The following is a 13,513-nucleotide window of genomic DNA, read 5'->3' on the forward strand; positions in this document are numbered from 1 at the left end:
CCGGCGAGATGGTTCTGCGCCGGGCCGTTCCAAAATCAGAATTAGGTCGGGACTACACTCCACAGGCCGCCTGCAATTCCTTGATCTCGACCGCCTTGCTGCCGATGATCTCCCAAGCCTGCGTTCCGCCGCCCTCGTAGTATTCGCCGTAAACGAGAAACTCCAACTTGCCGTCGCCGTTGAGATCGGCGACCGCCGACAGCATATAGCGGCTCGGGGCGCCGAATTCCACCCGCCGTTTGACGAACTCGCCCGCGAGCAGCGTGTCGCGGACCTTTCCGCCGACGATCTTGCGCAAAACGAGCATCGAGTAATCGCCGGGTTTCGCGCTCGGCGTGATGATCTCCGGCCACGTGCCGGCTTCGAGCAGAACCTCTTCGACGCCGTCACCTTCGAGATCGATCCGCCAGGCGCGGATATTCTGCGGCTTCGCCTTCGGCAGCCCCTTCGTCCTTAGAATTCCGGCAACGACGCGCGTGTAGGTCGCGGCGGCGGCCTTCTTGGTCAGTTCGGTCGGAACGCGCGGCATCGGGTTCCAGGTCGCGTTCGCTCCGATCGCGACTCCGTTGTCGGAACTCGATCGATCCTCGATCTTGCGGTTCTTGAACGGCGTGTACCAGAATCCCTCGCACGGCACTTCTTCTTCGGGTTTGTCGCCGACGAGATCGACGGTCGAGCCGTCGAGTTTGTACCATTTGTAGGCATCTTCGCCATTCATCTTCGGACCGAGCGCCGCGGCGTTCACCCATTTGCCGTCCTTCCATCCACCGATCAGCCCGCCCACTTTGATGTCGACGATCGGGACGATTCCGGATTGTGCAAAAGCCGACGCGACGAAGATCAACAAACACGCCGTAACAATGATCTCTCTCATTTGATTATCCTACTTGTTTCCAAAAAAGAAGAAAAAGAACAGCGCCGCGTGTTCCGCCTTGATGCCCTCGGCATAACCGATGGTTCGCCGTGAGCCGTCGTCGACACGACCGTTCGAATTGACGTAACCGAGCGTTGAATGGCTTGAATTCTCGACCGAGCCGTTCGGATTGACGTATCCGAGCGTCCGCCGCGAACTGTCCTCGACCATCCCGTTCTCCTTGATGTATCCGAGCGTTCGCCGCGAACTGTCTTCGATCGTGCCGTTGTCTTTGATATAGCCGAGCGTCCGGCGCGACGAATCTTCGACCGTTCCGCTCGAACTGATATAGCCGATCGTCCGCCGCGAACTGTCCTCGACTGCCTGTCCAAACGCGCCGACGGCCGAGAGCGCGAACAAAAGAAAGATAAAGGCTGCTTTGATTTTCATATGCGTCATGGCTCCGGGGGCCTTTTCGCGGTCCGAGTTCAATATATGTTTACCCCGGCGTTTTGTAAACCGAAGGTGAAGATTGTCCGGAATCACCACGCTCAATTGTCAGAACGTTTCTTCCATTTTATCCGAGCGCCTCGGCGATCGCGGCCCGCGTCTTTTTCAATACCGGCATCAGGTCGGTTTCGACCGAAAGGCCTTTGGTTTCGATGGGCGGCAGGAGGATCATTTCGATCGTTCCGCCAAATGCGACTCCGGTGCGCTTGCCCATCATTCGGTCGGTTTCGCGGATCGCGACCGGCACGATCGGCGCTTCGGTCTGCATCGCAAGGTGAAACGCGCCCTTTTTGAACGGCAAGAGTTCGCCAGGCATCGCGCGCGTGCCTTCGGCAAAAACGCCGAACGAGTAGCCGCTTTCGAGGACCTCCTTCGCTTTGCGCATCGACTGCATCGCCTTTTCGGGATTGCGCCGGTCGATCGCGATGATGTTGACGAATCCCATCCCGACGCCAAGGATCGGAACCTTCAGCAATTCTTTTTTTCCGACCAGACCGAGCCGCCGTCCGGTGAAGGCGAAAAGCGCGGCAGTATCGAGATAGCTTCGGTGATTTGATACAAAAACGTAATTCTCGTTGGGGTCGAGATTTTCCGCTCCGGTGACCTTGATCTCGGCACCGCACGCCCAAAGCCACATTCTCGCGCCCCAGAAACACCACGGATAGAGCCAGAGTTTGCGATTGATGATCCGGAGGAGAATCATCAACGGCAACGCGACGCAGAGCAACAGACTTCCCGCAACGATCCAGCCCCACCAATATCGGAGTTTGCCGAAAAACCGGGATTTGTTAGACTCTTTGACAGGAAAAGTCAGCTTCTTGTTTTGTTCAATTGCTTCGAGAGAAACGTCTTGCATGGTCAATAGTCATAAATCTATATCGTTTGCAGCGATTTCCAAAATCGCCGCCGTTCTTTTTTGTCTGCTCGCGGTCCACGTTCGGGCGCAGGTTCCGCCGTCGCCGAAAGCGTTTCTCGGGTTCAATCCGACCGACGACCGGACGATCGCCGACTGGAAACAGATCACCGATTATTTTGCAAAACTCGATGCCGGAAGTCCGAAGGTTTCGGTTCGCGAGATCGGACGAACGACGCTCGGGAAACCGCAGATCGCGGTTTTCATCTCCGCTGCCGAGAACATCCGGAATCTGGAAAAACTCAGGCAGATCAACGCCAAACTCGCGAATCCGGCGTCGATCAAAGATGGCGGCGAACTCCAGGACCTTTTGAAACGCGGCAAGGCAATCGTCTCGATCTCGTGCTCGATCCACTCGACCGAGATCGTCGCTTCGCAAATGTCGCTGAACTTCGCCTACGCGCTCGCGACCGCGACCGACGCCGGCACCGAGGAGATCTTGAAGAACACGGTTCTGATCCTGATCCCGACGTCGAATCCGGACGGCATCGACATCGTCGCCGATTGGTATCGGAAGACATTGGACACGAAGTTCGAAGGCACGAATCCGCCCGAGCTTTACCATCATTACGCCGGCCACGACAACAACCGCGACTGGTTCATGCTCAACCTGCGCGAGACGCAGAACATCACGAAACTTTACTGGCAGGAATGGTTTCCGCAGATCGTCTACGACATTCACCAGCAGGGCCAGAACGGCTCGCGGCTGACGATCCCGCCGTTCTTCGATCCTCCGAATCCGCGCATCGCGCCGCTGATCCTCCGCGATCTCGGAACGATCGGCTACAAGATGGCGGCCGATATCCAGGCTCAGGGGCTTTCGGGCGTCGCGACGAACGCGACCTACGATACCTGGTGGCACGGCGGATTTCGCTCGGCGCCTTACTTTCACAACTCGATCGGAATACTCTCGGAGGCGGCGAGCGCGAACCTGATGACTCCGGTCACGGTCACGCCCGAGCAGTTGCAGCGCAGTTCGACGCGCGGGATGCGTTCCGCGCTCGAGACGGCGACGAACTTTCCGGACGCCTGGCCGGGCGGCGTCTGGCGGCCCGCCGACATAGCCCGTTTGGAGTCGATCGCGTCCCGCTCGCTGCTTGAGATGGCGGCCAAATTTCGCGAGCGATACCTGCGCAATTTTTACGAACTCGGCAAGGCGAACCTGACCCCGAAAGCGGATGATCCGCAAGCGTTTCTGGTTACGGCCGGGCAACCGAACGCCGAATCGGTCTCGCGGTTTCTCGAGATCCTGATGTGGCAAGGCATTGAGGTTCAAGAGATGACCGAAGAAGGTTACTTTGCGATGGAGCAAAAGAAACCCGACGATTTTCACGAAATGCCGCTCGGGTCGTTTTTCGTCTTCGTCAATCAATCGCAAAAGAACAACATCCTGAGCCTGTTCGAAAAGCAGGTCTATCCGAACCGGCTCAATCCGAACGGCGAGGCCGAGGTTCCGTACGACGTCGCCGGCTGGACGTTGCCGCTCCAAATGGGCGTCGAGGCGGTTCCGGTCTGGAATACGCGCGATCTGGACAAGTTTCGCGCGACTCTCAAAAGGGTCGCCAAGATCGATCAGGTGCGGGCCGTTTTGAATCTGAAACCGGCGTCGGCGCCGTTCGACAAGCTTTCGAATCCGTTGAAAACGAATCCGCGCGTCGGACTCTACAAGGGTTTCATCTCATCGATGGACGAGGGCTGGACGCGGTTCGTCCTCGACAACTATCAGATTCGGTATTCGACGGTTTCGGACAAGGACGTGCGCGGCGGAAAACTCGAATTCGATTCGATCATCTTGCCGGCCGACGGCGAGAACGCGATCGTCCGCGGCCTCAGTGCCGAGCGATATCCGGCCGAGATCGCCGGCGGGATCGGCGAGGAAGGCGTCGAACAACTCAAGAAATGGGTCGAAAATGGCGGCACTCTGATCTGTTTCGACGACAGTTGCGAGCTTGTCATCAAACGCTTCGAGCTTCCGATGAAGAACGTCCTCAGCGGTCTGAAACGAAACGAGTTTTACAATCCGGGATCGATCGTCGAGCTTGACGTCGACCGGCGATCCAACCTTTCGCGCGGGCTAAACGAAAAGACGCCGGCCTACTTCACCAACAGTTCGGCGTGGGAAATCATCGACACCGGCCGCGTCCGATCGGTCGCGAAATATGCCGCGAAAGACGCTTTGATGTCCGGTTGGATGCTCGGCGAAAAGCATCTGAACGGCAAAACCGCGCTCGCCGAAACGATCTACGGCAAAGGCCGGATCATCCTCTTCGGGTTCCGCCCGCAGCACCGCGGGCAAACGTTCGGGACGTTCCCGTTCATCTTCAACGCGTTGGAGAAGCCCTGATTTGAGAATAAAGCGTTCGGCGCGCGAATCACGATCGTTTCAGATCCCCGCGAATCCGGTCAGGCGCGGCGGTTTCACATTTAATGCCGGAACTCTTATCATTAAGGGATGAGTTTCAGCCGCCTTTTCATTGCTGTCTGCATCGTCGCTTCCCTGCTTTCAAGTGTCACCGCCAAAGAGAACGGTTACTTTTCTTTCGTTTCCGAACCGTCGGTGCGGATCGGACTCTCGACGAACGCCGGAAGCGTGACGATCACGACGGCTGACACGTCACTGATCGCGGTCACCGGCGATGACGCCGACAAGGTGCTTTCAGTCAACCGTATCACCGTAGCGCCGCGGCTTTATCGCCCGCCGGTCATCGAATTCTTCCGGTTTGAGATCCCAAATCTCGAAACTCAGGCCGATGCCGATGATCTCGCCAAAGAACTCCGCGACGCCGGCGAGAAGGCGACCGCTTCGCTCGACTGGACAAACAATAAATGGCGGATTCAGATCGGCGACAGCAAGGAAACCATCGAGGAAGCCAACGACTATAAGGCGGCACTCGCGGAAAAAGGATTCGAGGACGTAGTCATTGTCACCGAAAAGAAAACGCAGCCGTCCGAAGAAGCCGTCGCGCTTTCGGAGCAGCTTCGCAACAATCCGAATCCGAAATCCGAAAATCGAAGCTTGATCAAACCGACCACCTCGACACAACCGACGACAAACGCCCCGATCGCGCCGAACGTCAAGGAGATCTTGATCTCCGGCGGCGCCGAATCCGCGAGATTCTCTTCGTTCAAGCCCATCTCGTTCGGCTCGCTCAACCAACGCGCTGTTCCCGTCAAGCTCAACGGCAAGGCCTACCGCGGCCGCGTCGAGGTTTTCGTGAATTCACGCGGCAGCCTGACGGTCGTCAACGTCGTTCCGATCGAGGAATACCTGCTCGGCGTCGTCCCGAAAGAACTCGGGTTGCCGTCTCTCGAAGCGCAGAAAGCTCAGGCCGTGGCCGCGCGCACGTACGCGATCGCGAACCTCGGCGGTTATTCGACTCAGGGATTCGATCTTCTGCCGACCGTCTGGTCGCAGGTTTACGGCGGTGTGTCGGCGGAAACGACGATGGGAACGATGGCCGTGACGCAGACCCGCGGGATCGTCGGAACATACAACGGCAAGGCGATCAACGCTCTTTACACTTCAACGTGCGGCGGACGCACCGAGAATTCCGAGAACATTTTCGAATTCAATGAGCCGTATTTGCGCGGCGTCGAGTGTTCGCTTGAAGGTCGCAAGCATTTCGAACCGTTCCTGATCCGAAGTTCGCGCGAGTTGCCGAAGGTCGAGTCCGACGACCGGCTCGAACTAGTGCGGCTTTCGTCGCAGTTTGCGGTCAACGGGTTCGTGATGGCGACGAACCGCTTCACCGACGAGTGGTTCGATCTGCCGCCGAACGAGACCGAGCTTCGGAGCTGGATCAATCAGCTCGCGCTTAAACTCGGCAAACCGGTCCCGGCGTTTTCGTACGACCTCGTCAAATCGATCGAATTCGCGAATATGCTCGCGAAGATGATGTACGCGGAAGGGCAGACCGATATGCTGATGAGCGAATCGGACATCAATTACCAGCTTTCATTCACCGACGCCGCCGACATCGACAAGGACAAGCGCGCGAACCTGGCGATGCTCTTCCGCGACGGCTGGTTGTCGCTTTACCCGGACTCTAATTTCCGTCCGCACCGACCGATGCCGCGTGCGAAACTGTTGCGGTTGATCGAGAATATCTACGCCAAACGCAAGCTGACGCCGGCCTTGCAGTCCGGCGAGGCGCGTCCGACCGCGGACGGCAAGCTGATCCTCAAAAGCGGACGCAACGAAAGGCCGATGACGGTCAGTCCGAACGTCTTTCTTTTTCGTGAATTCGGAGGCCAGTTCTATCAGGTGAAGGAAGTCGCGCTGATCGGCGGCGAGCAGGTGGCGTATCAGACGAACGCCGCGGGCGAGATCGCTTATCTTGAGGTGAAACCGTCGGATGAGCCGACGGTCGCCGAAAAGATGTCGCCATTCACGATCTGGAACGTAAGCCTTGCGGCCGGCGCCGTGCAGTCGCGCCTGTCGCGCTACGTTCGCGGCATCGGCACGCTTCTCGACGTTAACATCAAGCAAAAGGGCTTTTCGCGCCGCGCGACCGAACTCGAGATCATCGGAACGAATGGGCGCTTTTCGCTCAAAGGCGGCAAGATCCGATCGGCTCTGCGTTTGAAAGAGCAATTGTTCGTGATGAACAAGCGCTATGACACCGGCGGTCGCGTCACATCTTACCAGTTCACCGGCCGCGGCTGGGGCCACGGCGTCGGGATGTGCCAGTACGGCGCCTTCGGCCTCGCCAAAATGGGCGTCAAATACGATGCGATCATCAAGCACTACTACACGGGCGCCGAATTGACGAAAGCGTACTAGGATTTGGGAATTGCGATTTGGGAATTGGGATTTCGGATTTGGGAATTGCGATTTGGGATTTGGGATTTGGGATTTGCGATTCGAGACTTGAGATCCACGAGTCAGTACCGCCTGCGTGAGCGGGCGGGCAATCGCTGTAAAACGAGCGTATCGAGCATTGCGAACCGCTTGATAACGATTCTTCGGAAACAACCCGCGACAGAGCAAGTCGGAACCGCATTCCTGGCGGTTCCGACTTGCTTCGTCGAATACATCAAAAGGTCCAGTCCGTAAAACCTGAAGGATTGTCGGTCCAATGATTCACGTAAAACGTGTCGTTTCCGGATCCGCCGAATCCGAAATCGCGCCGATCGGGTTTCCCGCCGTCTTTCAGATCGATAACGTCATCGCCCGGTCCGCCGAAGACGAAATTTCGCCCGACGTTCGTGTTTATCGAATCGTTATCTTCATTTCCAAACGAGACGTTGAACTCGGTCGTGCTGTTCGAGACGTTGTCGTTGTCAACGATCGTGTCCGCCTGCTTCCCGCCGAACATTATGTCCAGCCCCTGACCGCCGCGAATATTATCGAGCCCGTTGCCCCCAAAAAGCAGATCGCCGCCGTCGCCGCCGAAGATATCGATTTCGTCGCCGTCGCCGCCGAGAATTACGTCCGAGCCACCCGCGCCGTTCAGCGTGTCGTTCTGATTTCCTCCAAGGATGATGTCTGAATCCGGTCCGCCGCTGATGATGTCGTTCCCGTCCCCGCCGAGCAGGAGGTTTATACCCGAACCGCCGTCGATCGTATCGATGCCGATGCCGCCGATCGCGAGATCCGCTTCACCATCGCCGTTGATCGAGTCATCACCGTCTCCGCCGAGCAGGATGTCCGAATCGGCGCCGCCGGAGAGACTGTCGTTCCCGACACCGCCAATCAAGAGATCGAAACTCTGATCGCCCTTCAGCGTGTCGCTGCCAGTCATCCCGAAGAGGACGTCGGGAGCGCCGCCGCCCGAGACCTGATCGTCTCCCGCGCCGGCAAACACGACATCGACGTCGCTGTCACCGCTGATCACATCGTGACAGTCCTCGCCGAAGAGTATGTCGATCCCGTTTCCGCCGGAGATCCTGTCCGGACCGAATCCGCCGAAAATGAAGTCGATGCCGTCGCCGCCGTTCAGAGTCTCGTATTCGTTGGCGCTCGCCTTCATTCCGCACCGGTCGCTGTCGTAAAGATTCTTGTTGCCGAAGATTATGTCGATACCGGCCTCCCCGTCGATCAGGTCGGTTCCCAATCCGCCGAACGCCAGATCGACCGTTCCCGAGCCGTTTTTGATGATGTCGTTGCCGGTTCCGCCAAAAATGGCGTCGATCATTCCTTCTCCATTTAGCTGATCAATGCCGTCCCAGCCGACGATGATGTCGAGCGCGCCGTCGCCGCCGGCCGCCTTGTCATCACCGACACCGGCAACGATAAGATCGAGACCCGTGTTTCCGACTATCGTGTCATTGCCCGGCCCGCCGAACATCATCGAAAAGATCCCGAGATCGCTGTAGAGAATGTCGTTTCCGGCGTTGCCGGCGAGCACGTCCTGCTTATCGTCGCCGTGAACCGTGTCGTCGCCCTGCTGCGCGATGACGAGGTCCATACCGTCGCCCGCATTGATGGTGTCGTTTCCGGTCGACGGAATCACGAGTCGGTCGCCAAAGACGAAATCATCGCCGTCTCCGGCGTTGATCAGATCATTTTCGGGACCGCCGACAATCAGGTCGCCGAGGCTTTTCGGGATCAGGATGGCGGGCTTGTTGGTACCGTTGATCTTGTCGTTTCCTTCATTCCCGGCGAAGAACGACCCGCACGATACAGGCACGCCATCGATCGAAAAGACGCCAATTCGGGTGTTCGATAGATCGTCGTCGCCCGCCTGACCAAACAAAAAGTCGATCCCGCCGTCTCCGTTGATCGAATCGGGACCGGACTGGTTTCCGGCGAAACCATCGCCGATAATGACGTCCGCGTAGCCGTATTTGTCCTTTGAGTTGCTGTCGCCGGATCCGACGAGCGTGTCGGCGTCGCCATCACCGGAAATGAAATTCCCAATGTCGAACGTGAGCGTGACCGGGCCGGCCGTGACATCGTACTGTTCGCCGATGCCGCCGTGGATCTTGTCTTTCCCGTTGTTGAGAAAACCGAGCGTGTCGCCGAACAGAAAATCGTGGCCGTCGCCGCCGTAAATCTCGTCGTTGTCGCCCATCCCGAAAACCGCGTCATAGTTTCCTTTGGCGTACACGCAGTCATCGCCGGACAAAGCGAGGACGAGGTTGATCCCGTCGTCGGCGGTGATCTGGTCGTTCCAAGGCGTGCCGATGATGACCTTCACGGCTTTCACATCGAAACTGAGGTATTTGCCGCTGCCGCAAGGGCTTGAACTTGCTCCGCCAAGCTTGGTCGCCAGCAGATCATAACTGAACGCGACATTGCCGGCCGGGCTCGCGCCTTTGGATGCCGGACTCAAATAGTCCAGGATCGGCGAGGCGATTGATTGCGCCCTTTTCAGAAGATCAAGATAATTCGTTGCGGGTTGCTGGCCTGCCAATGTTTGGAGCGCGATCTGACCGCTTTTTGTCGGCGCCGGCAGAACGACCCCGCCGCGCCCGGTCGTGGCACCCGATCCGCCAAGGCCTCCACCGGACGTCTGCGTCGAAGGCGCAAGCCTGTCGAGATTGTTGAATCGCGATTCGAGCTGAACGGACCATTGATCGAGTTCCTTTTCGGCGGTTATCGCGTAATCCTCCATCTGATTGCCGAGCGCTTCATAATCCGTCTGGCTGATCAGGTTCGATTTGGCGACGTCCGGAACCGGCGAATTCGGATCGTTTTCGTTGATCGTCGTGTATTTCACAACGAGACTGTTCAGGCACGGCTCGATCGTATCGAGTAGCGAGAGCGAGTCCGACTCGAATGCCGAGACTTGAGCGTCGTATTTCGTATTGCCCTGATTTGCCTTTTGATCGAACGAATCGCCGGCATCCGTGTCATTTTCGTCGACCCTGAGGCCCTTGACGAAACCACGGGTGCGTTCCGTCATAGTGCCGAGCTTTCCGCAATTGAATCCGATCGAAAACTCCGGCGCCGGACTTGGCGAGTTTTGAAGCGCCGTCCCCGCTGCGAGAACCTTGGATTCATCGTTAGCGGCTTTGCCTTTCAACTTGTTCTCAAAGTCGACCATCGCCGCGTAGGAGTTTTGCGACTTTGAGTTCAGCTCTTGAAGCGATGTTTCGATGCGCTGATAGTAATCCCTCAAACTGTCCTTTTGCATCTCGACGAAGTTGTTCTTCAGCGCCTCGAAGTTGGTCATAGTTTGACCGGCAACTTTGTAAATCTCTTTCTGCCGCGCCAGAATCTTCGAGAAATTGTCGTTCGCAACGACCGCTTGCTGCGTCGTGACGGGTTTGAGCCAATCGACCCAAGGCAGCGCGGCATCGGATTTCAGCGGCATAAAGACCGTGCAGGACGGACACGACGGGTTGTCGAGTGTGCCGCTGAAGCTCAGCGTCAGCGACGAACTGAAGGTGAGATTATCGGCATAGAAGACACCGGTTATGCCTCCGTCCGGGCCATTCAGCAGTTCTACCTGGACGGATCGGACGCTGGCGGGCGTGGTTTGAAGCGGAACCTTGGCGACGGGGATGACATTTGATTCCGTCAACAACCAGAAAGTCATATCGCTTCCTGTGTTTGCGATATAAAGCGCACCCGGACCTTTGACCTTGACCGGCACCGGCACCGGCCGAATCCGGGTTATTGCCTCCGAAACCGTTCGATTTATCTGGGCGGATGCCGCCGAGATAAAGAGCACCGTTGAAAGCAAGAGCGTAACCGTCCTGACGACGGCTGAAGTTAAAGTGAATTTCATTGTTTTCTCCTCACGAATTATTCATACAAAGCTTGTCGGCTTTGTTGTGTGTGAAAAAAGCCAGGAAATCGTAACGCTCGGTGTTTCGTGGATCGAGACTAAAAATGATGGATTGCCGAATTGAGATCGGGGATTTCGGAATTTGGGATGTCGGACGGCTTAATCCCAAACGCCTTCATCACGTCGCTGATCGAATTGGCGACGCCGTAGGATTCGATCTTCGGGGTTTGGTTGATAATGATGTTTCAGGCCGACGCAAAGCAAGCAAATTGGATCGGTCGCCCATTCCTGGACGACGGCGAGGATCAAGCGAAGAAACCGTCCCGGTTAATTTCGGTTTGAGACGAATTCGAATTCTGAATATCGGCGTGGTTCGTTCCAATCAGCTTCCCGAAGGTGCAGATTGCTTCAGCAGCGAGACGTTTAGTTTCGATATGATCGTTGAAATCGGCGTCACGACCGAGTAGTCGTCGCCCGTTTTTGTAAGATTTCGGTCAAATGGTGCCGCTCGCCGGTAATCCTTTTGATTTCCAGCCCCGATAAGCATCCCGACGGCTCGATGGCCGTTTGTCTTGTGATTGTCGAATACCAACGCGCCGCTGTCACCCTCGACTGAAAATGTACTGTTTTGACCGGGAACGTACTTGTTTGGCTTGTCGGTCCTGATGACGCGGAATTGTTTCACAAATTTGCAGGCAGCCGTTCCATTCTCGTCCGACATAATGAAATCGCAGTCGACATCGTCGATCCATCCGCCGGTTTCGCAAGAATAATGACCATGCTTCGTGACACGATACGATTGTCTCGGATCGGTTCTTCCGTTCCGCTCATCCGGAAACTTCCCGGCGATCCGAAGCTTCGTCGACCAGTAGCTCCGCATACTTGCAGTTGGCTTCACACCGGAAGCGAGTTTACCGAGCGCGGCGTCGATGTGGTTGGTCGCATAAATCCGTTTCCCGGCGCTGTTGGTCGTCTCCCCGAAACGCACGACATTGCTTTCGCTTTCGATCAGTTCGGCAACAAACCTCTCGCCCGAAAAAATGCCTGCTCCGTTCAGACCGTTACCATTCGCGGCGATAACATGACTGCAACTTAGAACGCAGACATCGCCGTCCGCGTTAACGACATAGAAACCGAGAGTCCCCTGTGGCCCGTTGCCAAGCGAAATCTGCGAACCGGAACGAAGTTCGTTCGGCGCCGCTGTCGAACACTTCGGGCCGTGCCGGGCCACCGCCGACGTCAATTTCGGAGCCTTTGCGTTAACCCGTTCCAGCCGAACCTGTTCCCCATTGTGGCGGATCTGAACTGGCAGTTCGCCGGACGCAAAATCGATCCCGAGAATGCTCGCCGCGAGTTCGCGGGTTCGCATCCCGATCGGCGCCGACGTGTACAGCCTTAATGAATAGTTGGCCCCGACGACATCCTCTCCCTCGCAAATACGGGCGATCCCGACGCCAACTCCGAAAACATCCGCAGCGCCGCCTGGGGTCAGGAGAACTTCGCTGAGCTTTTCTTTCAATTCGGTACAGGCTTCAAGACTCATATTCGTCTCGGTCTCTTATACAAATCCGTCCAATCCGTTTTCTGCGGCGATCAAGTTGCACGTCCGCCGAACGCCGTGAGAGGAACCTCCTCTGTCGCGTGTAAATGGCAAACCATACATCTTGTACGTTTTTTCAAGCTCGCTGAGAATCTCAAGATCGGTCATTGTCGGGTCGTCCACGTCCCAGAATGTCTGATAAACAGGCATATCGCTTTTCGTCGTGTCGACCCGCAATGCGTTGGTTACAAGGATGTAATACGGCTTCTCGGCCTTCGGCAGAATGCGCGTAAATCCGTAGCTGCCGGCGTTTATCTCGATGCGCACGAAGTCCGACCTGAACTTTGCGCCAACGTAATCGGTTACCGGTCCGTAATCATCATCCAAGATCTGAACGCCCTTCTTCATATCTTTCCGAATCGTGCGTCGAAGGAACTTAGTCGTCAGGGCTTGCTTTACGCTGCGCTTTTCATCGTTTGTAACGAGATCGTGACTGAACATCAAACAGTTTTGAAGAAAAACCCGGCTCGTATCGGTCGCGGAATCGCTCGGCTGCCTCTTCTTCGAGCCGTCTCCCAGCAAGTCGTCACGCTCGAGGTCCGGGACCCAGCGCCAGTCGTGCGGATCGTTTTTCGCTTCCGAGCGCCGATCAAAAGTTACGCCAAGATGCCTTTCGATCCCATTGAACTCAGAATTTCCGATGCCCGTGACCGAGATTCTCAACGGCTCTGCGAATTGCCCTTCACGATTAACGCCGCGCGTCGGAAGGTCGCTATGATCGATCCATACCTCGTGCCCGACTATCGGAATATCAACGATAGGCGTCGTGGCTTTCCAAGCAGGTTTCAAAATCCTCAGCTTTGGCGAATGTTCCGGGTTATGGATGAGCAACGTTTCGCTCCGCTTCCGCTCCTCGCTGATACCGACTATCCCCAATCCTGTCATCAAAACGATCGCCGTCGCGTCGCTGTAATCTACTGGCATATTATGTTCCCCCCCAAATGTGTGATAAATGCTTT

The 13,513-nt window shown here is 56.6% G+C and carries 8 protein-coding genes; 2 read left to right on the forward strand and 6 right to left on the reverse strand.

The window, feature by feature from the left end:
* Positions 1-52: 52 nt before the first annotated feature.
* The 3 genes from IPN69_19295 to IPN69_19305 all read right to left on the reverse strand — a co-directional run bounded on the left by IPN69_19295 (position 53) and on the right by IPN69_19305 (position 2,219).
* Positions 53-874: a hypothetical protein gene (locus IPN69_19295; GenBank protein ID MBK8812856.1), complete on the reverse strand. Its 822-nt coding sequence runs from the start codon at positions 872-874 to the stop codon at positions 53-55.
* A gap of 9 nt (positions 875-883) precedes the next feature.
* Positions 884-1,303: a hypothetical protein gene (locus IPN69_19300; GenBank protein ID MBK8812857.1), complete on the reverse strand. Its 420-nt coding sequence runs from the start codon at positions 1,301-1,303 to the stop codon at positions 884-886.
* Between the two features lie 127 nt (positions 1,304-1,430).
* Positions 1,431-2,219 (reverse strand): 1-acyl-sn-glycerol-3-phosphate acyltransferase, encoded by a 789-nt coding sequence (locus IPN69_19305; protein ID MBK8812858.1) that lies wholly within the window; start codon positions 2,217-2,219, stop codon positions 1,431-1,433.
* Between IPN69_19305 and IPN69_19310 the strand changes: the two genes are divergently transcribed.
* Both IPN69_19310 and IPN69_19315 read left to right on the forward strand, forming a co-directional pair.
* On the forward strand, positions 2,218-4,620 hold the full coding sequence (locus IPN69_19310) for a hypothetical protein (protein MBK8812859.1): 2,403 nt from the start codon (positions 2,218-2,220) through the stop codon (positions 4,618-4,620). The genes IPN69_19305 and IPN69_19310 overlap by 2 nt on opposite strands.
* A 108-nt stretch (positions 4,621-4,728) precedes the next feature.
* A complete protein-coding gene (locus IPN69_19315; protein MBK8812860.1) occupies positions 4,729-7,059 on the forward strand; it encodes a SpoIID/LytB domain-containing protein in 2,331 nt (776 codons plus the stop codon).
* A 253-nt stretch (positions 7,060-7,312) separates the two neighbouring features.
* Here IPN69_19315 and IPN69_19320 read toward each other — a convergent pair whose 3' ends face one another.
* The 3 genes from IPN69_19320 to IPN69_19330 all read right to left on the reverse strand — a co-directional run bounded on the left by IPN69_19320 (position 7,313) and on the right by IPN69_19330 (position 13,478).
* A complete protein-coding gene (locus IPN69_19320) occupies positions 7,313-10,954 on the reverse strand; it encodes a hypothetical protein (protein MBK8812861.1) in 3,642 nt (1,213 codons plus the stop codon).
* Positions 10,955-11,336: 382 nt separating this feature from the next.
* On the reverse strand, positions 11,337-12,497 hold the full coding sequence (locus IPN69_19325) for a hypothetical protein (protein ID MBK8812862.1): 1,161 nt from the start codon (positions 12,495-12,497) through the stop codon (positions 11,337-11,339).
* Positions 12,498-12,512: 15 nt separating this feature from the next.
* The gene (locus IPN69_19330; protein MBK8812863.1) at positions 12,513-13,478 is read right to left on the reverse strand and encodes a hypothetical protein; all 966 of its coding nucleotides are present in this window, start codon (positions 13,476-13,478) and stop codon (positions 12,513-12,515) included.
* Between the last annotated feature and the right edge of the window lie 35 nt (positions 13,479-13,513).

It is taken from the genome of Acidobacteriota bacterium, assembly GCA_016715115.1.
Taxonomy (GTDB): Bacteria; Acidobacteriota; Blastocatellia; order Pyrinomonadales; family Pyrinomonadaceae; genus JAFDVJ01.